This window comes from Microvirga sp. BSC39 (assembly GCF_000739015.1).
Lineage (GTDB): Bacteria > Pseudomonadota > Alphaproteobacteria > Rhizobiales > Beijerinckiaceae > Microvirga.
Map to the genome: position 1 here is coordinate 142,798 of NZ_JPUG01000060.1, position 20,532 is coordinate 163,329.

Sequence of the window (20,532 nt, forward strand, 5' to 3'; positions counted from 1 at the left end):
GCCAGGACAACGAAGCTGGTACGGCTATCGGCGAGCGCATCAGACGTGAGCGGCCGACTTGGCCTCTGTTCTACGCCAAGGACAACATCCGCGCTGGCCAACGCTGGTTTATTCGGGGGGAGGACACGGCCCGCTGCGCGGCTTTTTCGTCAATTGAATGCGTACCGGTCGGGTGCTTGCTGCCGGGCCAATCCGTCTCTCGATGATTTGGGCATAATGCCGGGCTGCGGGGACAGTCTGGGCGTGGCGGTAGTACTGGTCAGTTGTGTCAATATTCCGATGCCCCAACAGATCGCGTGTGCCCAGAATTGCCTCCGGGCTTTCCATGCTCCAAAAGGTCGCTGCCGCATCACGAAACAGGTGCAGATACACGCGCTGCCCGAAGGCGGCTTTCGTGCGCCGGCAGACTGCGTCATAGATAGCCCCGCCTGTCATCGGGCAGCCCTTGTCGGATGCCCATAACCCTGGATGGGTATGGCTGCCGTAGATGACCGGCCGGTAGCGGGCAAGATACTGATCCAGTCGCTCGCCGATCCGGGGCGGTACAGGATACTCCAGCGCGCGCCCACCTTTCGTCTCGGCCGCCGTGAGCACGATTGTCCAGGCCGATCCGGACTTCATCAGACTACACTGGATCGCTAGTCCAGCGAAGTTGCTCCGCCGGATCGGATCAGCCGCAAGCAGAGCAATCATCAGCCCGTCCCGATACGCGAGGGCGTCCCTCTCTCTGGTCCTCGTGCCCTGCGCCACGGCTGCGTCCGCCTGGTCCATCAGATCGAAACCAAGCTGGTAGAGTTCGTCGCTCATCCGCAGACTTGCCATTTTAGAGCGCGGCGTGGACGAGCTCGTGAGGCGCTTGGCGATCGCGTGTAGCCAGTCCCAGTCAGCGCCGGGGGCAAGATGCAGAAGTACGTGCCGCATCTTATGTAGGACGGCAGCTCCCCCTCTGGCGGAGTTAGTTTCGGCCAGAGCCCGGCAGAAATCCTCGACCCGTGCAGACGTGACGCGTTCCGCCACTGGAAGCTCCAACAGGTGCGGGTCGATGCTCCTTAAGAACCCGAGCCACCGACCGTAGCAATCGATGAGCCCCTTGAGGGTGCGCGACCCTAAGTGGCTCGCTGATCCGGGATGATCGAACACATCCGCGGGTTGGGTGGCGTCCTGCCACTTCGCCCGGTCGTCACTCGGCCAGTCCTCTAGACGGAGTGACACCCGCACACGCGTGTTGGGCCGGCGCACCTTGTGCACTGGCCAGGACCAGGACTGCCGCGTCATCGCGCACTCCCGCGGTTCTTGTGTCCGCCACCGGTTGGAGCCTGCCGACGGAGTTTCACGGGCGACGCTGTCGCGGCCCTGTGCCGTGCGATCGTGCGCTCGAGCAGCATCGCGTGATGGCGTGCAGCCCGCTTCGTGTCGAGCCCGGCGTAGAAGCGCACGGCTGTCTTGAGGTTGGAGTGTCCGAGCAATTGCGATAGCAGAGGATAGGCCCCGGGCTCCTCGTCCAGGATGATCTTCGCTGCCAAATGCCGAAACTGATGCTGGGTCATCTTGAACCCCATGTGGCGCCGGATCGTCCGCTCGATCAGCCATGACACAGTGACCTCACGCTTGGGCTGCCCCTTTCCGTTGTCAAAGATCAATTGGCTCCCAAGCGGACGTAAAAAGGCCTCCTCAAAGGCACGGATCATCGCGGTCACAGGGGTCGGAAGAACCACCTTATACGGCGCACGGTTCTTAGTCTTGTGAGCCGGGATCTCAATGGTCGCCTGGCCATCCCGGTGGGTCGGCAGAATGAGCGTGGCGCCAATCTCGAGAGCAGCAAGGTTCGCGACGCGTAGTGGAGAATAGAGCAGGATTGCAATCGACACCGCCGCTTGGGCTCGCGCCAGCGACCTTTCCGAGCGCGACACTCCTTGCAGACTCTGCCACAGGTCCAGCGGGAGGTTAAACAAGCGCGGAAGCGCCTCAGGATCATCAAAGTGGCGCAGCAGAGCCGTGTTCTTCTCCGTCATTTCAGGTCGGACGGCGGGAAGCTTCGCGCAGATCTGTTTGATGACCACCAAGCCCTGTTGATCGACCTTGACCCACTCGCGGGCGACGCTCACCAGGGTCTTTCCAATCCCGTCATTGTAGGCGTTTGCGCTCCGTCCGACGTGCTCATATCGTCCGCGCAGAATGCTGCGAACCGCATCAACAGTTACGAGATCACCAAGTGAGAGAAGAGATCCGGCAGGGGTGCCCGACTGAACCAGGGCGGTGACGGCGGACTGGATTTGCTGGCGTCTGAGCTGTACGGTCTTTGGTGCAAGTGGCCTCGTGCGGGTATTCGGGTCAAACAGATCCTGTCCGAGCGCCCAGGCAAGATAGGCCTCAAGATCTTCGACAAAACTGGTGGGCAGGGCGCCAAGATCCACTCTTGTCGGAGCCTGTCTACGGCTCGCCACCGTGACATCGTTGAGGTCGAGATCGGGTCGTAGGTGCACCAGGCGTTTCCACAGAGTTGCCGTATCCCGAACGATCGTGTCTGTATTGCGGGCGAAGGTACTGGTCCGCAACGCGTCCGCGAAGGTGAGAAGAACCTCGGTATCCACCTGCCGTGGCGCGATGTTGTTGCCGCTGCAAAAGCGCTTGAAACGCGAGAGACCCTCCCGAAACCGCCGATCAGGGAGGTTCTGCGCCAAGGCCTGCCACTCTGGCGTCAACGGGATTTTTGCTGTTCTGAGAACCTGATTGAGGCCAGCAACCTCCAGTGCAGTCAAAAGGTTTGAGCGTAGGTTGGCCCAAGTCTTCGGGCTGAGGTGAGTGAAGGTTGGACTGGCTTTCTCAAGCCGCGCCCGGAGGACCTCCGGATCTGCCGGTAGGCTCGAGAGCGGCTCGTGGAGCAACTCACTCACACGGCGCAGAGCCGACAAGCAATCACGCTTGCGAGTCTGTTTTAGACTGCTGGCGGCGATCTGCTGGGACACGTCGAGTAGGGTCGGCATTGTTGGGTGAATGAACGGGCTGTTGAACGTTCGGGAGGTGAGGGGAGCATTCATGTCCAGTTCTCATTGGGAAGCTTCGGGAGAGTCCGCGCCGGTCACGGGAGGACAGAAGCGGACAGAAGGTGACATTCGGGAAGACTAGCACGGAAAAGCTGGAACGTTTTCAGCTAGGGAGTCTTCCCGAAGACTTGTAAGTGGCTGACAGAGCAGGACAAAAGCGGACAGAAAAAGTGCTGTCAGCGGGTCCGCCGAGCGGCCCAAAATGCATGGGCGTCTTCCTCTGTGATGAGGTACTGGCCACCGTCTTTGAATGCGCGGAGGTCACCCGACTTGATGCGGCGGAGAATGGTACGTGAACATCGCGATGACCTTGCTGCGAATTCAGCAACCGTCATCATCTGTGGCACGACTTTGCCCTTGCGAGGAGGAGGCGAAGCGGTCATTCGGGCCTCCTCTTGGATCTTCCCAAGCCAACCGGAGACGCCTCCCAAGTGACAACCACACTGAGCGGCCAGTATTTGCGCCGATTGATGATAACGGGACTTGGGAACTCAAGCGATGGATCGCGCTCCCACCGGTACAATGTCATACCGCTGACGTTGTAGCGCGCCCGCATCATGCGCCCTGTCAGATAGATCTCTTGATCAGTCATGTTCGCTCCTGTGTTAACGAGCGAGACCATGATGATCTGTATTCCAAAGCTCCATAATGGTGTGGTTTGGCCTATTTGAGCAGGAGTCACACCACCTGGCTTTCATGTCAGGTTACTCAGGTGCTCTTTCTTTTCCGCCAACCTTTGACTGCGTCACGAACGGTGTCTGGACTTGGCCGGTCCAGTGCAAGTCCATCGTGCAAAGTGTTGAGGATCGACATAATAGGTCCCGCTCGAGAGAACCGGACGCCGCGACGGCCTGTATTCCAAAGATCGAATATGGGCTCCCAAAGATAGAAGCGCTCCCGACTCCTCATCCCTCGGTTTGTGTCGAAGCCAGCCCGAACGTTCGGGCGAGTGCGAGTTCTACTAACGGCCCACGGCGTTGAGCCCAATGTCTTGAGGACGTATTCGAAACTGTTCCAATGGTTGGTAGCCTGTAGAAGCGACGCAGCAGGATCAAACACAAGTGATACTGACCTCATCTGCTCTGCATGCAGCTCAATGAACTGGTTGATGAAGCTGCTTCGACCGGATATCGTTTTAGCGAATGAACTCGCTGAGAAGTCTTTTCTAGATGAGAATGTTTTAGAACCATTCACCGGTCGTCGAAGTATGGACTGGCGATACCTCATGCATGCTAGATCGAGCGCCAGCTGTACCTGAACAGCGTCAATCAGGCCATTGGTTGCAAACACATCGCAAATAGCCATCTTGTATCGCATGGGCAATTTTGCCAGTTCGGTATCGCTATCAGCCTTTACAGGTTCATGCACTGGCATGACGCGCTTCCTTCACCAACGTGCTGACTATAAGCATGACGTGCTCAGACCAAGCAGCAAGGGCATGCCGTCTCTCGTCCAGAAAATCGTGACGTTGATAGACAGCAACGATACCGCTGAAGGTTCCAGAGGTGTGGTTCAGGCACTTTTCAACTACGTGGAGAGCCACCCCTAAACGGGCACAACCCGTCGCGAAAGTGCGCCGCAAGTCATGTAACCGCCAAGCCTTAAGTGCACTGTCCTCGTCCATGTACCTCTCTGCTCCGACGGAGAGCCTCTCGACAGCTTTCGACACGCCGGAAAACGGACTGCGCCCATTCGTGGTGAACAGGAGCTTGGGGGATGAGCCGATCTTAGGCAGGCTCCGGATCAGCGCGACGGCAGCCGGGGCGAGCGGCACCACATGCCCAGAGCCATTCTTGGCTCGCTCGCGGGGGATACTCCAGAGCCGCTGCTCTAGGTCAAATTCGTGCCACTCCGCTTCCAATACTTCGGAGCGGCGCTGCCCCGTCAAGATCATCAATTGTACCGCGCGCCCGAACGGGTAGCCGACCTCATCGGCTGCCAGCCAGATTGCCCGAAGTTCCTCGTCCGAGAGAACTCGGTCGCGGTGGGTCTCAGCAGATGGCGGCTTCAATGAGGCTATAGGGGAGGTGTTGATCAGTCCTCGCTCGACCGTCCAGCCAAAGAAGCGACGAAGAGCAGCGACAAGCCGGTTGGCCTGAATGGGCGAACCTCGCTCCACCATGCCGTCAAGAATGGATAGGATATCTTGCCGGCTGATAGTTCGTAGGTCCCAGTTCTGCCAAGGGGCGAGATCAGCTTTGGTGAGGAGGCGTTCGGTCTCAGGCCAAGTGCGGTTTCGCGGCTTGGCGTAGCGTTCAATAAACTCGGCTACGACAGCCCCAAAGCGTAGTTTGGCTGTCGCCTCTGCCTCTTGCTCTGCAGTCATCCGTATGATTGCGGGATCTCGACCCTCGGAAGCCAGGCGAAGAGCCGCGCGCGCCTGCTCGCGGGCTTCTCCGAGGGTCAAACGAGGGTAGGGGCCAAGAGTGAATTTTTTCGGCTTCCCGGCCGCTCGATAGCGCACGGCCCACGACTTGGCCCCGGAGGGCTGCACCACAAGGTAGAACCCAGGCAGGGCACCGTCTGGCAGCTCGAGGCGGCGGTTGGGATCCGGTTTGGCATTCTCGACGGAGCGAGCGGTGAGAGAGGCAGGCATGTGAGGTCCGGGTAACGCGAGGGTAACGGAGGAGGGCTGTTAGCGGCTGTTATGGAATGAGGGTAACAACACATCACAAATGCTCTCAATGCCTTGATTTGCTTGATCCACAGCGCTTATGAATGTGATGAATTGTGAGGTACTGAAAACGGCTGGGCACTGACTTTTAATCAGAGGGTCCTGGGTTCGAGTCCCAGCGCGCTCACCAAGCCATACCAATCACTTAGATGCTGATTGGTTTTGGTCCTTCTTCCCAGAAAACCGGATTGGGAAGCGTATGGGAAGCAAGCTCAATTAGACAGCTTTCCCCTGCTATCGCGTCGGTTCACCCGCAGGTCGAACCCTGCCGCCAGAATCAGCAAACGTCAGGAATCAGCCAAGGAGCGGACTTTGTCACGGTCGCGCTGAATGCCTCCGATTGACCCAAAGGAGACCTTCCAGGGGCGAGTGAAAATCGGCACAGGTTGGCAGGTGCTGAGCGGATGGAAATCACTTGGCGTGCCGATCAGTGCGATCGGACACTGCCTTGCCTGGGCAAGGTAAAAACCCGCTGCGGCTTCTCGACGTCCCGCAACGGATGGCGCCCAAGATCGACCAGAGGCTGATCCAGCTCCCGTGCAACGGCATGCGAGACCAGCACTTGCTGGTCCAGCCGCTTGGCCAGATCCAGGAGCCTGCTGGCCCGGTTCACCGCTGGGCCGATGACCGTGAAGTCGAGCCGGTGCGGAGCGCCGACGTTGCCATAGGCCACCTCGCCGACGTGCAGCGCCAAACCGTGGGAGAGAAGTGGGTTGCCAGAGGAACGACGCAGGGCATTTTCCGCGTCGGTCCGCCGTCCGAACTCCTGTGCGGCCGCCAGTGCCTTCCGGCAGGCTGCCATGCGGTCGTGTTCGCCCGAGGTCGGGAAGATCGCTAAGACGGCATCGCCGATGAACTTGAGCACCTCGCCGCCATGGGCCTCAACCACATCGCCGATGGTGCCGAACCAGGCATTCAAGTTCGCCAGTACCTCGGGGATGGGGGACTGCTCGGACAGGAGGGTGAAGCCCCGCAGGTCTGCAAACCAGATCGCAGCCTCGATCATCTCGACCGCGCCGCGATCCACCCGGCCCTCAATGATGCGCTGCCCCGTTCGAGGGCCGACGTAGGTGTCGAGCAGGTCAACGGCGATGCGGCGCAGGACATGCCGCTCCAGGTACGGGCTCAAAAGCCTGGTGGCGAACTCCAATCCCCCAAGCGATGCCGGGTCAAAGCCTTGCGGGTGCTGCGTGGCAAAGGAGATCACGGCGGTCCGGGTCTGATCCAGGAACGGCAGGGGATACATGACGTAATCCGTCCCTCCGGCAAGGCGCAGGTCTTCGAGCAGTGGCATGTCGGGGCAAGGGCCATCGAGCCGGCGGCGGAACGGCCGTCCCGTCTCGTCGACGACACGGGTGGGACTGTTCAGGTACGACTCGGAGGTCGACGCCGTCGCGCGGTCGGACGCACGCACCGACAGGCTCTCGTCCGTCCAGACGTGCTGCCAGCCGCTCACCTCCGGGTGCAGCACCTCCAGGCCCAGAGAGGCGCGCCAGACCGGAACCCCGGACCGGACGATTTCCTGGCAAAAGCCGGCGAACAGCCCCTGCACGGTGTCATGGGGGGCCTCGTTGGCAAGCCAGAGCGTGATATCCTCCGTTCGCGTCATCGGCCGTGACCTTTCCGTGCAGCCTCAACCGCCACCGGGCTGGTTCAGTCGATGGCAAGCGAGCTCGACAGTTCCCGGTGCGCTTCAATCTGCTGCTGTAGCAACGCAATCTTCTGCTCGGCAATGTCGATAGCGTCAGCACCGGCGAGGAAGCGTCGCGGCAGCTCGTCCTGGTCCGTGAGCGTGATCAGAGCGCGAGCGAGCTTGGCCGGATCACCCTCTTGCTTGCCGTTCTGGGATCTCCAGAAGGCGATCTGCGCCGTCCGCTGTTCATGATAGTCCTCGATGGAGGGCTCGGCATAGTTGGTGGACTCCTCCGTGAGGAGCTCGGTGCGGAAGAAGCCCGGGTTCACGATCATCGTCTCGATGCCGAACGGGGCGACTTCGGTCTGGAGCGCCTCCATCCAGCCGTCGAGGCCGAACTTCGAGGCCGAGTAGGCGGTGCAGAACTCGAAGCCCATCAGGCCGGCCGTCGAGGAGATCGAGACAATCCGGCCGGACCGCTGCTGGCGCATCGCCGGGAGAAAGGCCCGCGTCACGTTCATGGGCCCAAGCAGGCTCGTTGCGAGCTGACGATCCATCTGCTCGGGCGTCAGCTCTTCGAAGTACCCGGCATAAAAGCTGGCCGCGTTGTTGATCAGCACATCGATGCGCCCGAACCGCTCAAGCGTGGCCAGTGCAGCCGCTTTGGCGTCCGCGGCGCAAGTTACATCGAGCTTCACGACAAGGAGGTTTTCGGACTCCCCGATGGCTTTTGCGACCTTCTCTGTGTTGCGGCCGGTCGCAACCACCTTGTGGCCGGCGGCCAGTGCGGCCTTGGCGATATCCAGACCAAGGCCCCGGCCTGCACCGGTGATCAACCAAACGTTGCTGCTCATCTCATCTTTCCTTTCGTTGATCCCAGTTCCCCGTTAGAGACCGATTGCGCTGCCGACGAGCGGGGGCAAGTTCATCGTGGGACACCCTCACATCGCCTGAATGGTTGGCCGCACCAGGATTTCATTGAGCGTGATCCGCTTCGGCCGGCCGAGAGCGAACGCAACCACCTCGGCGATGTCCTGCGGCGGCATCGCCACGTTATCGCGGTAATCCCGGGCAAGCTTCTTGCTCTCATCGTGGGTGATGTGGTCGGACAGCTCCGTTGCCACAGCACCAGGCTCGATGACCATGACGCGGATGTCGGGCTGAAGCTCGACGCGGAGCGCTTCGGACCAACCCTTCAATCCCCATTTCGTTGCCGAATAGGCCGCAAAGCCGGCCGGGGCGACACGCGCCGCGACGGAGGAGATGTTCACCAGATCACCCTTCCTGGCACGGAGCTGATCCAGGAAGACCTCAGTCACGGTCATGGCGCCAAGAAGGTTGATTTCGACCATCTGCCGGTGCTCGGATCGTTTGTCGGATGCAAAGGGCGCCGTGAGCATCACGCCGGCGTTGTTGATGAGGATGTCGGCGCCTCCGAGTTCCCGCTGGACGCGCTCAGCCGCTGCGACGATGGAATCCCGGTCCGTTACGTCAGCCTGGATGGCAATGGTGCCGTTGCTCAGTTCATCGGCAAGCGCAGCGATGCGTTCCAAGCGGCGAGCGAGCAGTGCGACACGGTATCCTTCCGACACAAGCGTCCGGGCAATGGCCTCTCCGATCCCGGAGGAAGCGCCGGTAATCACCGCAACTCGGTTGGTATCACTCATGACAATCTCTTTCCATTTCTGACCTTGATCCGGTCGGCGTCGATCCGGGAAGGCGGATGTTCTCACGGCCGGCCACAGGAAGCGGCGGCGTCAGCAAGGTGCCGATGCCGCCGGAGGAAGCGGTTCCCCTTGGCTTTTACCGCAGGGGCGACATGCCATTCCCGCGCCTTGAACTCGTCCCAAGCTTGGCGCCAACATCGATCATCGCAAGCATCGACGGTATGGTCTGCATGGGGCTGATGGCCCCATGCTCGACTTGCATCCACGTGCTTGGTCGCATCACTTCGTTGGAAGACCTGCGCCTTCGGTGATGATGCGAAATCCTTCGGTCGACCTAGTGAAGAACTGCCGAGCAGCAGTGTATTCTGGCGAGTTGTAGTAACGCTGGGCGTCAGCAAGGCTCGGGAACTCGGCGATGGCGATCACCGATCTGGAGCTTCCTTCGATGGCAGTCACGTTGGGATTGTAGACGATCACGCGACCGCCATACTGGGTGACAAGCGGTGACGCGGCTTCAATGTACTGCTGAAACACCGCTTGATCCTTGATGTCATAGCTGCCGATCATGTAGGCCCGGGGCTGCGCGCTCGTCGCAGTCTGAGCAAAGGCGGCCGGGCTCGCCATCATGGTGAGGGCGGTGAGAGCACTGACGACAAACTTCTTCATTTTGCTTCTCCTTCCGTCGAGCCGATTGGACGGTGGGAGGTGCTCGGAGAATTGCTCCGGCTGCCCGTCTGGTCTCGATGTTGGGAAGTTAATGCGACCTAACCTTTCCAAAAATAGCATACTGGTTGATGTCTCATTGACCGGAGGTTCACAATGGACAAGAACCAGCTCGACGGGCTCCTGGCCCTGAAGCTCGTCACCGACAAGCGCAACTTCACGGCCGCGGCCCAGGCACTCCGGGTCTCTCCGTCGGCAATCAGCAAGATGATCAGGCAGTTGGAGACGCGGCTGGGCGTGACCCTCCTGACGCGGACCACGAGGACCACGAGCCTAACTGAAGCCGGCGAGAGGTTCCTGAGCCAGGCGGGTCCTGCGCTGGAGCAGATCCTTGCTGCGATGGAGGATGCGGGAAGTCTTGCCGAGAAGCCTGCCGGTCGCCTGCGGTTGAATGCACCACAGATGATCTACCCAAACTTCCTGAAGGCGGTCGTTTCCAGCTTCACCAGGAAGTATCCCGATGTCTCAGTCGAGATTTTCCTGGAGAATGCGGCGACCGACATTTTTGAGCGAGGGTTCGATGCCGGCATCCGCGTATCCGACATCCTGGCCAAGGACATGGTTGCCTTGAAGTTGTTTGGTCCGATCCAATGGGTCGTTGCAGGCGCGCCGGGATACTTTGATCAATTCGGCCGTCCGAACCATCCGAAGGATCTGCTGTCGCATAATTGCATCTGCGTAGGGGTCGGCAACCGCGTCTACGATGGTTGGGAGTTTGAGTTGAAAGGCAAGGCCTTCGAGGTGCAGGTCAGGGGCTCGCTCATCCTGAACAACTCACTGCTCGCGCTGGACGCAGCCCTGGACGGCGTTGGGCTTGTCTATTCGACCGAGGATCTGATCATCGACAAGGTCAAAGCCGGCAGCCTCGAGATTGTTCTGGGGGAGTATGCACCGAGCAGCACCGGGTACTACCTGTACTACCCGCAGCGCTCCCAGGTTCATCCGAAACTCCGGGCATTCATCGAACACGTGAAAGCGTATCAAAAGCTCAAGTAGCTGGCAGGACTGTTTGTCCCCTCGGCAACGCCCATGGCGTAGGCAGGTAAGCAATGTCTCCTAATGGCACGGGGCTGACGAAAGCCGAACTTCCGCAGTCATGGGGTGAGCTGACCTTTATCAGGCCACGCCTAACGGCTCAGTTTGACCCGAAGCAGTCCTTGACCAGATGCCGCGAGGCTGGCCTGATCTGCCTGCGTTCTAGACAAGTTGCAGGGCTGCAGGTGGGCTCCTCGTCTCTGACCAAGCTGGACGTCATCCTGGATCGAACAGGGGGCGAGCCTGGGAAAAAGTGGTAATTGGCCATAAGCTTAAGGGCGCAACAGAGGCAAGATTGACAGAGTATCACCAAAGGCGCAGCTTCGTTCTCGGAATTTGCCCAGGCTTTGGGGCCAGTATATGCCCCAAAGCTTGACCATCTAACGGGAGGACGGAATGTCTGTACCGAGTGCGACAAGGCATATCCTGATTTTAGCAACTTTGATTGCAACCTCCTGCACGGCTGTAGCCGATCCGATTGATGATCAGATCAGGACAGCCTATTCGGCTTGGAATGCGGCCTTCAACAAGAGTGACCCTAAAGCAGTCGCAGCATTCTATACGAGCGATGCATCCCTTCTGCCTGCTACCCACGACGTCATTCAAGGTCCTGATGGCGTCCAGAAGTTCTTCTCCAGTCTCTTCGCCAATGGCGTCACGGACCATACCCTAGACCTGATCAGGAGCATGGAAGACGACAAGATAGTGATTGCCGCGGCCAAATGGTCGGCTGCCGGCAGGGATGCATCAGGAAAGCCAACCCGGTTTGGCGGTATCGCTACCCACGTGTTCGAGCGGCAGCCTGATGGCTCCCTAAAGCTCAAGCTGCATACCTTCAACTGAGTCAACTGCCGTTGCCCTCCCCCAGGAGATGCCGCGGCCCAGATGCCAGAGGAGAGCCGCATGGGTGTCGAGGGCACAATCACAAGACGTGGGTTGCTGGCTGCATCAGGAGCAGCGCTCGCCACGTCTGGGGTCGGTCTCGCCCCAAGACGAGCCCGTGCGCAGCGCAAGACGCTCAAGATTATGCAGTGGCGGCATTTTGTTTCCGCTTATGATCCTTGGTTTAATGACACCTTCGCCCGACAGTGGGGCGAGGCAAATGACGTCGATGTCATCATTGATCACGTTGGCTTCGCCGATCTAGCCCCTCGCGCGGTCGCCGAGATCCAAGCTCAACGGGGACACGACCTCATCCAATTCGTCACGCCACACGCCATGCTCGTGGACCACCTTATCGATCATCGCGAGATCTTTGAGGAGTGTTCTAGGCAGTACGGAAAGCCTGCGGAATTCGCCCTTCGAGCCCACTTCAACCCGAAGACCAGGACCTATACGGGTTTCGCTGCCGCTTTCCAACCGGCGCTCGTCACCTACCGAAGTGACCTGTGGGCCAAGGCTCAGGCCGCGCCGACTACATGGAACCACGTGCTGACAGGAGCCAGACGCATCAAGTTGCTTGATGGAAAGTCGGCGGCCTTTAGCCTAGCGCCAGAGCACAACTGCGAGCAGACACTGCGCTCGATCATGTATTCCTTTGGAGCATCGGAACAGGATGCGGATGGTAGCCCAACGCTGAGGTCTCCGGCGACCCTGGATGCGCTGCGCTACGTGAAGGATCTCTTCGAGCAGGCGATGATTCCGGATGTGCTTAGGTGGGACGGAGCCTCGAATAACCGGTTCATGCTCACCGGAGAGGGCTGCCTCACGATCGATAGCCTGTCGATCCCGAGGGCCGCTGAGGCAATGAAACTGGACTTCGCGGGCGACCTTAGGCTGGCTGCGATGCCCGCAGGACCGGCGGCCCGGCTCGGCTCCTTCGGCTTCTATACTTATTCTATCTGGAGGTTCGCCGAAAATCCGGAAGGGGCCAAGCAGTTCCTGGTTGACTATGTCGGCCGGTCCCGGGAAGCCTTTCTCGCAAGCAGCTTTCAGAACATGCCGTGCTACCCCGAGACTGTGCCGGATCTTGAAGCGCTAACAGGGGGCGCTAGTAGCGGTGTCGCGGCGAAGTATGCGCTCATGAAGGACGTGGCGTCCTGGACGACGAACGCGGGCCATCCCGGATACACGAACCCAGCCGTCAGCGAAGTCTACGAGCGGGGGATTATTTCAAAGATGTTCGCCAATGTCGCTACCGCTCGGCTGACCCCCGAGCAGGCGCTCGAGGAGGCGGACCGCGAGGAGCGTGCAATCTTCGACAGGTGGCGCGAGCGGGGGCAGTTGTGACGCGACGTCGTTGAAGCAGGAGAGGCCGACGTTTGGCAGGTAGAAAGGGCCCGCATGCGTATCCGCAACAAAATTCTCCTGGCCATGTCGGTGCCGATCAGTCTGCTAATTTTCCAAATAGTAGCGGTCAATCACTTCGTCCGAGAGCTTCAGAACGCCACGACGTTCATCGCGTCGGCTCATAAGGCTATCGAGGCGGATTTCAGTGCGCTCGATCTCGTCGGCAAGCTGAGGCAGGAAATCAGAAAGTTGCCTTCAGGGGCGGTCGCTGACCAAGGGATGTCAGACAGCCGCAGGGAGCGGCAAGAGCTGTGGGATGGGCTCGATCGTGCAGCCGGAGCGGTTGCAAGCGCGACCGCCTCTCAGCAAATCGACCCGCTACAGCTCCAAGCTCTGCGTGCCGCTCTTGACCTGGCGCGCCAGCGCTATGCCCGTTCGGAGGACCTCGCCGCGCGCGCCGGAGGGGACATCAATAGCCTCATCGAGAGTGCCATTTACGCGGACCAGGCGCTCCTTGCGCTAGAAGGAGCGCTCACCTCGACAGCTGTGGATCTCCGACGAGAACTGCAGGAGGCCGTCGACCACGAGAGAACAATCCATGACAGGCCGGTCATCGCTGGGATCGCCATCGGCGGCTCGGCCGTCCTGTTCCTTCTAGCATTCGCGTGGCTCTATGCCGACCGACACCTCGCTGGCCGGCTGGTCGCTCTGAGCCGCAGTATGCTGGCAATCGCCGCCGGGCACTTGAGGACTCCGCTGCCAGACTTCCAAGGCAAAGACGAGATCGCTGCGATGGCCAAGGCCCTGTCGGTCTTCCGCGACACGGCCGTCGAGATAGAGGAGCAGAATCTGCGTGAGCGCCAAGTGGTACTCGACACCATTGACTACGGAGTACTAATTCTCGACCCGGATCTCCGGGTGCGGATGTTCAATCGCGCCTTCCGTGACCTCTGGAGTGTTCCTCAAGACGTACTGCACCCGCATGTCGGGATTGAAGACCTGCTGGAGGCGCTCCGGTCCACCGGTCTGCATGGCGTGCCGGACGAACAATGGGAGTCCTACGTCGAGCGAAGGCTCGCTGAGATCCGGGCCGCCGACGTGCCCCCGAGGGAATGGTACCGCCCGGATGGGCGCGTACTTCAGTACGAAGTAGTGGCCCTGCCGGACGGCGGACGGATGCTCACCTACTTCGACCTGACTGAACTCAAGTTAGTCGAAAGTGAGCTGCGAGCGGCCAAAGAGCAGGCTGAGATAGCCAGCAGGGCTAAGTCCGACTTCCTCGCCAGCATGAGTCACGAACTGCGCACCCCGCTCAACGCGATCATCGGAATAACCGAGATGCTCAAGGAGGACGCCGAGATTGACGGCAGTACGGAGCTCAACGAACCGCTTGGGCGCGTTCTGCGTGCGGGCAAGCTCCTCCTGCAGGTGATCAACGAGGTTCTCGATCTTGCTAAGATCGAGGCTGGCAAGTTCGATCTTCTACCCGAGGAGATTGACGTTCGCCTGTTGCTGGACGACATCGTCGATACTGCGAAGCCCTTGGCGGAGAAGCATGCCAACCAGCTCAGGTTACAGACGGAGCAGGACCTTGGACGGGCGGTACTTGACCCGATGCGACTGCGGCAGGTCCTTCTTAACCTCCTCTCCAATGCTTGCAAGTTCACCGAAAAAGGAGAGGTGACGCTCTTTGCAAGGCGAGGGGGACAGCAACTTGAATTCCGGGTACGTGATTCCGGCATCGGGATAGATGCAGATCAGCTACCACGTCTTTTCCAAGATTTTCACCAAGCCGGAGTCGCGAAGCATCAGAAATACGGTGGTACTGGCTTGGGCCTCGCTATAAGTAGGCGTCTGGTCATTCTCATGGGGGGCGAAATCGAGGCGACGAGCGAGAAGGGTAAAGGATCCGAGTTCACAGTCAGGCTGCCGGCGAACACGCCGACCCAGGCTGAGGCAGCTTGAGAGGCGAGTATGGTGCGCATCCTCTATGTCGAGGACAACGACGACAATATCTACATGTTACAAACTCGGCTGGAGCGGCAGGGCTTCGACGTACTAATTGCGCGGGACGGGGCGAGTTGCATTGAGATCGCCAATGCCGAGCACCCGGACTTGATCCTGATGGACCTAGGTTTGCCTGTCATGGACGGGTGGGAGGCCGCCCGCCGGCTCAAGTCGGACGACGCTACGAGGCACATCCCAGTGATCGCGTTGTCCGCCCATGCTATGTCGACCGACAGGACGCAGGCTCTGGAAGCGGGTTGCGACGATTACGACGTCAAGCCCGTCGAACTGGCGAGGCTCCTACGAAAGATCAGAGCTCTGCTCCCGCCTGAGGGAGCGCCATGAACGAAAGGCCCATCCTTGTTAGGCTGGCGTACAAAGGTGCTGGAGATCGTTACACAGCTCAGAAAGCTGAAGAGCCAATCCTCTGATTTCTTCGCGGACGAGGCTCTGTTGAGTGGGTGGATGATTGAGTCCCAGAGCAATCATTATTGAACAATCGTTCGACTTTGGAAAAGGCTTCAACTGAGCCACGTTCGCTCCTGGAGAGAGCCGAAAATCTTTAATGAAGTGGAACAGACCAGTTAATCGAACTCGGAATGTCGTGCTATGGCACCGGGCGGACCTTAGCCGAAATTCCGCACTGGCGGCGTGAGCTGACCTTCATAGACAAGAACTCAATGGCTCAGGTTGACCCAATGCAGACCTACAGCGATGATCCACTATTCACTTGCCTCACATCCCTGATGACGTCGAGGAAGGCCCGTAGGGCCGGCGGCACGGCTCGGTGTCCCGGGTAGTAGACGGCCACTGGCCCCTGTTCGTGCATCCAGGCGGACAGCACCGTCCGCAATCGCCCCTCTGCAATGGCGACTTCGGCAGCCCAGCTTGCCACATAGGCGATCCCCAAGCCCTGTGCGGCCGCGTCCGCCATCAGGCCCTCGTCATCGAGAATGATGGATCCGTCTGTATCGATCGTCAGTTCATGCCCAGCCCGCTCGAATTCCCACCGGTACAGTTTGCCGCTCGGCGTGCGGTGGCCGATGCAGCGATGATGCTTGAGGTCGTCCGGAGTTGTGGGCTCACCGGCGCGCTTGAGATAGGCTGGCGATGCAACGCAGACGAACCCGATCGGGCGGGCGAGGGGCACCGCGATCATGTCCTTCGGAATGGACTCAATCAGGCGCACACCGGCATCGAAGCCCCCCGACACGATGTCAACCAAGCGTCCCTCGACGACGAGATCCACCGTCACATCAGGGAACCGTTCGGCCATGCGCGGGAGGACCTCGCGGACGAGAGCGGCCGCGGCAACTCGCGGTGCATTGATCCGGACCTTGCCTGCCACCTGGCCCCGAAAGGTAGTGACGGCGTCCAGTGCCTCATCCAAGGCCGTGAGTGCCACCTGTAGCCGGCTAAGCAGCTCAAGTCCGGCTTCGGTCGGCGAGACGCTGCGGGTCGTTCGGTTGAGAAGGCGTACGCCCAAGCGTTCCTCAAGGCCTCGCATTGCGTGGCTCAGTGTGGAGGGTGCTGTGCCGAGTTCATCCGCGGCGCGGCGGAAGCTGCGGTGAGTCGCTACTGCCATAAAGGCGGTGAGATCGTTGAGGGAAGGGCGCGTCATTGGTGGCGATTTTGCATCAACCTATGCCAATTTCAATGTCTAATCGCGCAAGTCGAGGGCTGCTATCTCCTGCTCCAGCAAGGCAGATCCCAATACTCTCATTAGGACAAGCCCTTGTTCTGAGGTTTCATTCGATCTGAATAAGGAGACATAAGTGTCCAAGCGCAACACCGTCTTCCCTGCCGGACGGCAGGCACTCTACGAGATGCACCGCTACTCTGCTGCCATCCGGTCCGGCGATCTGCTCTTTGTCTCAGGGCAGGTCGGCAGCCGCGAGGACGGCTCGCCTGAGCCTGACTTCGCAAAGCAGGTTGAGCTTGCTTTCGACAACCTCAGCGAGGTTCTGAAAGCGGCTGGCAGCACGTTCGATGACATCATTGATGTGACGACATTCCATACCGATCCGGAGGCCCAGTTCGGGACCATCATGTCCGTCAAGGACAAGGTATTTTCTAAAAAGCCTTATCCCAACTGGACTGCTGTTGGAGTGAATTGGCTCGCCGGCTTCGATTTCGAGATCAAGGCAATCGCGCGGATTCAAGCGGCCGTCTGAACCGCCACCAGACCTGATCATGCTCTTAACCCAAGAGCGTGCTTCTGCAATCGATCACGTATAATATTTAGATCTTAGCGGAAACTGGAGCTATGCCCGTGAAGGTTCGCAAGTTCTCTGTCGCCGATGCACCGTTCGAGCGCTCGCCTGGCCAGGACGGGGAGGTGTGGGCAGGCAATCTGATAGACCAACACCACGGTGGGCCCATCACCATTGGCTACGGTCGCTACGGGCGCAACCAGAGCATTGATGAGACGCTCGCCGTGCACGACGTGATGGTGGTTCTGGAGGGAAGCCTGTCGGTGACATCGAGTGACGGCACGGTCACTGCTGGTCCGGGCGAGATCGTCTATATGCCCAAGGGCGAGGTGGTCACCATACGGTCGCATGATCAGGGAGCGATCACCGCCTACGTCACACACCCGCACTGGCAGGAGCCGCTTGCATAAGCCAATGCGCCGCAACCCTCGCGACGCCTGAGCAGGTGGCGGCTGTCGAGTAGACGGCGCAAATCACTGCAGGTCGGATCGTGGCACATCTCGGAAGTAGGCCATAGGTCGGGTTCTGGCAGGAACAGCGGACATTCGCGAAGGGCAGGTGATTTCGTGAGTTGAACCGTGGCCGACATTCATTAGCCTCAAGTGCATGGCATGACAGCTTGAAAGAGCATCCCACAGGGAGGCCATCATGCCGCGGCGACGTCACGGTGCGTGCCTGGGTCTAACCTTGGCTTGCCTCTGGGGTCGCGCCGTCGCCGCCTCCGAGACGACGCTCGACCTTGCCCCCGTACTCGCCGTGGACGTGTCGTCCTCGATGGCGCTGGCCGAGCAGTCGCTTCAGCGCTCGGGCTTCATCGAGGCGTTCCGAGCCCCGGCTGTTCATAAGGCCATCGCGAGGGGATCCCTCGGCCGCATCGCCGTCGCCTACGTCGAATGGTCAGGAGCCGATGAGCAGACCGTTCTCGTGCCGTGGACCGTGATCGATGGACCGGACGCGGCGCGGACCTTTGCGTCTGAGCTCGGACGCCAGCCGATTCGCCAAGGAGCCATGACCTCGATCTCGGGCGTGATCGGCTTCAGCATGAGGCTGTTCGCGGATCTCTCGGACAAGCCGGCCCGGCGGGTGATCGACATATCGGGTGACGGCCCGAACAATGATGGTCCCAAGGTCAAGCACGTACGTGATCATGCCGTGGCCGAAGGCATCACGATCAATGGACTGCCCATCCAGATCCCCGGGATGGTGAGCGCCTGGGAGTTCGGTGACCTGGACCGGTACTACGCGGACTGCGTGATCGGAGGAGCTGGCGCGTTCATGATCTCGCTCCGCGAGGTTGACCAGTTCCCGTCCGTGATCAAGACCAAGGTCCTGCGCGAGATCGCCGGACCTGGCCCATCGCCGCTGGTTCTTCATGCCGGAGCGCAGGCCTACTGCCTCACCGGCGAGAAGCGCCGTAAGGAAGAGGAGGCATGGGAAGGCGAGGGAACCCCATAGGCGTAGATCGCCCTTGCTTTTACCAGTACCGGGTGGGGTCTGATTCAGGTGATCTGCACGGAGGAAGAGGCTGATGTTTGAGCAGTGTCGTTGGCTGAACGAGCCGGACCGCTGGGCTCTCGTACCCGATGGCCTCATGGTCGCGACAAATCAAACAACCGACTTCTGGCGGGAAACGCATTATAGCTTCATTCGCGACAGCGGGTACTTCTTCGGTCGTGAAGTTCGCGGCGGGTTCACCGCCGCGCTCCGCGTCCGAGCGCAATACAAAACCCTGTACGACCAAGCAGGAATCATGGTGCGGCTTGACGAGGCCACCTGGATCAAAGCCGGGATCGAATTGGCGGATGGTGAGGCGCTGCTCGGCAGCGTTCTCACAGTCGGACAATCCGACTGGGCCACCGGACCGTTTCGCGGCGATCCGTCTGATTTCTGGATCAGGGTGACCGTTGAGCATGGAGTCCTGCGGCTCCAGGCCTCGGCGGACAGTCAACACTGGCCCTTGGTGCGGCTCTGTCCCTTTCCGGTGGCAGAGCGCTACTGGGTTGGACCAATGTGCTGCACGCCGGAGCGGGCTGGTCTGGACGTCCTGTTCTCCGATTTCACGGTTGCACCACCGAGCAGGCATGCGCTTCATGACCTATCTTAGACGATTCGCAGCAGACACCCCCTGTACTCGCGAAAGCAGTCTTTCAACGGGAATGTCGCACTTGGACACTTCTCGCAAGTACGTCGAGTTTTCGTAACCGTGCGGTGAGTGGACCTTCGCGTGCAACCGCCAGCGGTCCTATGCGCCAGCAAAGTGGTCAGTCATAGCCATGAGGCTCGGAAAGGAGCAGAATCATCGCGGAATGGAGGCCACGGACTGTGCATCAAGAGATGTCAGATTCGTCTCCGTAGCCCGCAGGAGACTTTCATGCGAACGATAATGACGGCGGCGCTTTGCGCCATGGTGATGACTGCAAGCGCACACGCGGCGATCAGGGAGGAGCCGGTCACCTACCAGGACGGCACAACCACCCTAAGGGGCTTTGTCGTCTACGATGACGCGGTTCAGGGCAAGCGCCCCGGCATTGTCATGGTGCACGAGTGGTGGGGTATCACGAGCCACATCCGCAACGAGGCGCAGAAATTCGCGCAGCAGGGTTACACTGCCTTCGTCGCCGACATGTACGGCGACGCCAAGACGGCCGACAACCCGAAGGACGCTGGCGCGCTCTCAGGCTCTGTGATGAAGGATCCGAAGGTGATGGAGGCTCGCTTCAACGCGGCGCGGGCCCAACTCGCCGGGCATGCCTCGGTCGAGCCGACGCGGATCGGTGCCGTGGGCTACTGCTTCGGCGGCGCTGTCGTGCTGAACATGGCTCGCACCGGAGCCGATCTCGATGCGGTCGCAGGCTTCCATGCATCGCTCGGGCTCAACACCCCCGCGCCGGCATCGGGCACAGTCAAGGCGAAGATCTTGGTCCTGAATGGCGCAGACGATCCCTTCGTGAAGCGCGAGCAGTACGAGGTGCTCAAGAAGGATCTTGATGAGGCGAAGGCAGAGTACCGGGTCATCGAGTACCCCGGTGCGGTCCACGCGTTCACCAACCCTGAGGCGACTGAGCTCGGCCAGAAGTTCAACCTGCCGCTCCGATACGATCAGCAGGTGGACCGCGAGGCGAAGGCCGAGGCGTTAAAGTTCTTCAACGCTAACCTCCGGAAGTAGCGGGCATCGCCAAGCGCCGCGGCGTTAGCCAACGCTACGGCGCAACGCTTTATGTACATCCAAGCTTCCGCATTCGCGCGGTGAGCGAACCTTGAAACGGCTGCCTGCAGAGACGGTAGTTGACCCGCTATAGATCTTCCT

The 20,532-nt window shown here is 60.0% G+C and carries 18 protein-coding genes and 1 tRNA gene; 11 read left to right on the plus strand and 8 right to left on the minus strand.

Going from position 1 to position 20,532, the window contains the following annotated elements:
- Positions 1 to 108: 108 nt before the first annotated feature.
- The 3 genes from MA07_RS30125 to MA07_RS10745 all read right to left on the minus strand — a co-directional run bounded on the left by MA07_RS30125 (position 109) and on the right by MA07_RS10745 (position 5,640).
- Entirely contained in the window at positions 109 to 1,017 is a 909-nt protein-coding gene (locus MA07_RS30125) for a site-specific integrase (RefSeq protein WP_160195427.1), read from the minus strand.
- Positions 1,018 to 1,271: 254 nt separating this feature from the next.
- Complete coding sequence (locus MA07_RS30130; protein ID WP_036350333.1) at positions 1,272 to 3,038, minus strand: tyrosine-type recombinase/integrase; 1,767 nt, start codon at positions 3,036 to 3,038, stop codon at positions 1,272 to 1,274.
- Positions 3,039 to 4,404: 1,366 nt separating this feature from the next.
- Positions 4,405 to 5,640 carry a site-specific integrase gene (locus tag MA07_RS10745; protein WP_052003058.1) on the minus strand — a complete coding sequence of 412 codons (1,236 nt, stop codon included), beginning with the start codon at positions 5,638 to 5,640 and terminating at the stop codon, positions 4,405 to 4,407.
- Positions 5,641 to 5,776: 136 nt separating this feature from the next.
- Here MA07_RS10745 and MA07_RS29610 point away from each other — a divergent pair.
- Positions 5,777 to 5,848, plus strand: a tRNA-Lys gene (locus tag MA07_RS29610).
- Between the two features lie 297 nt (positions 5,849 to 6,145).
- Here the strand turns inward: MA07_RS29610 and MA07_RS10750 are convergent.
- The 4 genes from MA07_RS10750 to MA07_RS10765 all read right to left on the minus strand — a co-directional run bounded on the left by MA07_RS10750 (position 6,146) and on the right by MA07_RS10765 (position 9,684).
- On the minus strand, positions 6,146 to 7,327 hold the full coding sequence (locus tag MA07_RS10750) for an adenylate/guanylate cyclase domain-containing protein (protein ID WP_052003059.1): 1,182 nt from the start codon (positions 7,325 to 7,327) through the stop codon (positions 6,146 to 6,148).
- Between the two features lie 44 nt (positions 7,328 to 7,371).
- The gene (locus MA07_RS10755) at positions 7,372 to 8,205 is read right to left on the minus strand and encodes an SDR family NAD(P)-dependent oxidoreductase (protein ID WP_036350335.1); all 834 of its coding nucleotides are present in this window, start codon (positions 8,203 to 8,205) and stop codon (positions 7,372 to 7,374) included.
- Between the two features lie 87 nt (positions 8,206 to 8,292).
- Positions 8,293 to 9,018 (minus strand): SDR family oxidoreductase, encoded by a 726-nt coding sequence (locus MA07_RS10760; protein ID WP_036350337.1) that lies wholly within the window; start codon positions 9,016 to 9,018, stop codon positions 8,293 to 8,295.
- A gap of 279 nt (positions 9,019 to 9,297) precedes the next feature.
- Positions 9,298 to 9,684, minus strand: coding sequence for a DUF1330 domain-containing protein (locus tag MA07_RS10765; protein ID WP_036350338.1), 387 nt, complete (start codon positions 9,682 to 9,684; stop codon positions 9,298 to 9,300).
- 153 nt (positions 9,685 to 9,837) lie between these two features.
- Here MA07_RS10765 and MA07_RS10770 point away from each other — a divergent pair, with 153 nt between their 5' ends.
- The 5 genes from MA07_RS10770 (at position 9,838) to MA07_RS10795 (ending at position 15,357) form a co-directional block, all read left to right on the plus strand.
- On the plus strand, positions 9,838 to 10,737 hold the full coding sequence (locus MA07_RS10770; RefSeq protein ID WP_036350340.1) for a LysR substrate-binding domain-containing protein: 900 nt from the start codon (positions 9,838 to 9,840) through the stop codon (positions 10,735 to 10,737).
- A gap of 435 nt (positions 10,738 to 11,172) precedes the next feature.
- Complete coding sequence (locus MA07_RS10780) at positions 11,173 to 11,619, plus strand: nuclear transport factor 2 family protein (protein WP_052003060.1); 447 nt, start codon at positions 11,173 to 11,175, stop codon at positions 11,617 to 11,619.
- A 60-nt stretch (positions 11,620 to 11,679) separates the two neighbouring features.
- Positions 11,680 to 13,005, plus strand: coding sequence for an extracellular solute-binding protein (locus MA07_RS10785; protein ID WP_036350513.1), 1,326 nt, complete (start codon positions 11,680 to 11,682; stop codon positions 13,003 to 13,005).
- Positions 13,006 to 13,059: 54 nt separating this feature from the next.
- The gene (locus tag MA07_RS10790; protein WP_036350344.1) at positions 13,060 to 14,970 is read left to right on the plus strand and encodes an ATP-binding protein; all 1,911 of its coding nucleotides are present in this window, start codon (positions 13,060 to 13,062) and stop codon (positions 14,968 to 14,970) included.
- 9 nt (positions 14,971 to 14,979) lie between these two features.
- Positions 14,980 to 15,357 carry a response regulator gene (locus MA07_RS10795; protein WP_036350346.1) on the plus strand — a complete coding sequence of 126 codons (378 nt, stop codon included), beginning with the start codon at positions 14,980 to 14,982 and terminating at the stop codon, positions 15,355 to 15,357.
- 361 nt (positions 15,358 to 15,718) lie between these two features.
- Here the strand turns inward: MA07_RS10795 and MA07_RS10800 are convergent, their stop codons facing one another.
- Positions 15,719 to 16,633 carry a LysR family transcriptional regulator gene (locus MA07_RS10800; protein WP_036350348.1) on the minus strand — a complete coding sequence of 305 codons (915 nt, stop codon included), beginning with the start codon at positions 16,631 to 16,633 and terminating at the stop codon, positions 15,719 to 15,721.
- A 154-nt stretch (positions 16,634 to 16,787) separates the two neighbouring features.
- On the opposite strand from MA07_RS10800, the gene MA07_RS10805 reads away from it, so the two are divergent.
- The 5 genes from MA07_RS10805 to MA07_RS10825 all read left to right on the plus strand — a co-directional run bounded on the left by MA07_RS10805 (position 16,788) and on the right by MA07_RS10825 (position 20,391).
- Positions 16,788 to 17,186, plus strand: a complete 399-nt coding sequence (locus MA07_RS10805) for a RidA family protein (protein WP_036350350.1) — start codon at positions 16,788 to 16,790, stop codon at positions 17,184 to 17,186.
- 98 nt (positions 17,187 to 17,284) lie between these two features.
- Positions 17,285 to 17,635: an AraC family ligand binding domain-containing protein gene (locus MA07_RS10810; RefSeq protein ID WP_036350515.1), complete on the plus strand. Its 351-nt coding sequence runs from the start codon at positions 17,285 to 17,287 to the stop codon at positions 17,633 to 17,635.
- A 238-nt stretch (positions 17,636 to 17,873) separates the two neighbouring features.
- Complete coding sequence (locus tag MA07_RS10815; RefSeq protein WP_052003062.1) at positions 17,874 to 18,680, plus strand: DUF1194 domain-containing protein; 807 nt, start codon at positions 17,874 to 17,876, stop codon at positions 18,678 to 18,680.
- A 73-nt stretch (positions 18,681 to 18,753) separates the two neighbouring features.
- The gene (locus MA07_RS10820) at positions 18,754 to 19,329 is read left to right on the plus strand and encodes a DUF1349 domain-containing protein (RefSeq protein ID WP_036350352.1); all 576 of its coding nucleotides are present in this window, start codon (positions 18,754 to 18,756) and stop codon (positions 19,327 to 19,329) included.
- 267 nt (positions 19,330 to 19,596) lie between these two features.
- Positions 19,597 to 20,391 (plus strand): dienelactone hydrolase family protein, encoded by a 795-nt coding sequence (locus MA07_RS10825; RefSeq protein WP_244445226.1) that lies wholly within the window; start codon positions 19,597 to 19,599, stop codon positions 20,389 to 20,391.
- Positions 20,392 to 20,532 lie beyond the last annotated feature (141 nt).

Coding starts and splice junctions, on each gene's coding strand:
- MA07_RS10750 (WP_052003059.1), bottom strand. CDS start 7,327: ATGACGCGAACGGAGGATATCACGCTCTGGCTTGCCAACGAGGCCCCC.
- MA07_RS10790 (WP_036350344.1), top strand. CDS start 13,060: ATGCGTATCCGCAACAAAATTCTCCTGGCCATGTCGGTGCCGATCAGT.
- MA07_RS10770 (WP_036350340.1), top strand. CDS start 9,838: ATGGACAAGAACCAGCTCGACGGGCTCCTGGCCCTGAAGCTCGTCACC.
- MA07_RS10745 (WP_052003058.1), bottom strand. CDS start 5,640: ATGCCTGCCTCTCTCACCGCTCGCTCCGTCGAGAATGCCAAACCGGAT.
- MA07_RS10780 (WP_052003060.1), top strand. CDS start 11,173: ATGTCTGTACCGAGTGCGACAAGGCATATCCTGATTTTAGCAACTTTG.
- MA07_RS10795 (WP_036350346.1), top strand. CDS start 14,980: ATGGTGCGCATCCTCTATGTCGAGGACAACGACGACAATATCTACATG.
- MA07_RS10815 (WP_052003062.1), top strand. CDS start 17,874: ATGCCGCGGCGACGTCACGGTGCGTGCCTGGGTCTAACCTTGGCTTGC.
- MA07_RS10820 (WP_036350352.1), top strand. CDS start 18,754: ATGTTTGAGCAGTGTCGTTGGCTGAACGAGCCGGACCGCTGGGCTCTC.
- MA07_RS10755 (WP_036350335.1), bottom strand. CDS start 8,205: ATGAGCAGCAACGTTTGGTTGATCACCGGTGCAGGCCGGGGCCTTGGT.
- MA07_RS10765 (WP_036350338.1), bottom strand. CDS start 9,684: ATGAAGAAGTTTGTCGTCAGTGCTCTCACCGCCCTCACCATGATGGCG.
- MA07_RS10785 (WP_036350513.1), top strand. CDS start 11,680: ATGGGTGTCGAGGGCACAATCACAAGACGTGGGTTGCTGGCTGCATCA.
- MA07_RS30130 (WP_036350333.1), bottom strand. CDS start 3,038: ATGAATGCTCCCCTCACCTCCCGAACGTTCAACAGCCCGTTCATTCAC.
- MA07_RS10825 (WP_244445226.1), top strand. CDS start 19,597: ATGCGAACGATAATGACGGCGGCGCTTTGCGCCATGGTGATGACTGCA.
- MA07_RS10760 (WP_036350337.1), bottom strand. CDS start 9,018: ATGAGTGATACCAACCGAGTTGCGGTGATTACCGGCGCTTCCTCCGGG.
- MA07_RS10800 (WP_036350348.1), bottom strand. CDS start 16,633: ATGACGCGCCCTTCCCTCAACGATCTCACCGCCTTTATGGCAGTAGCG.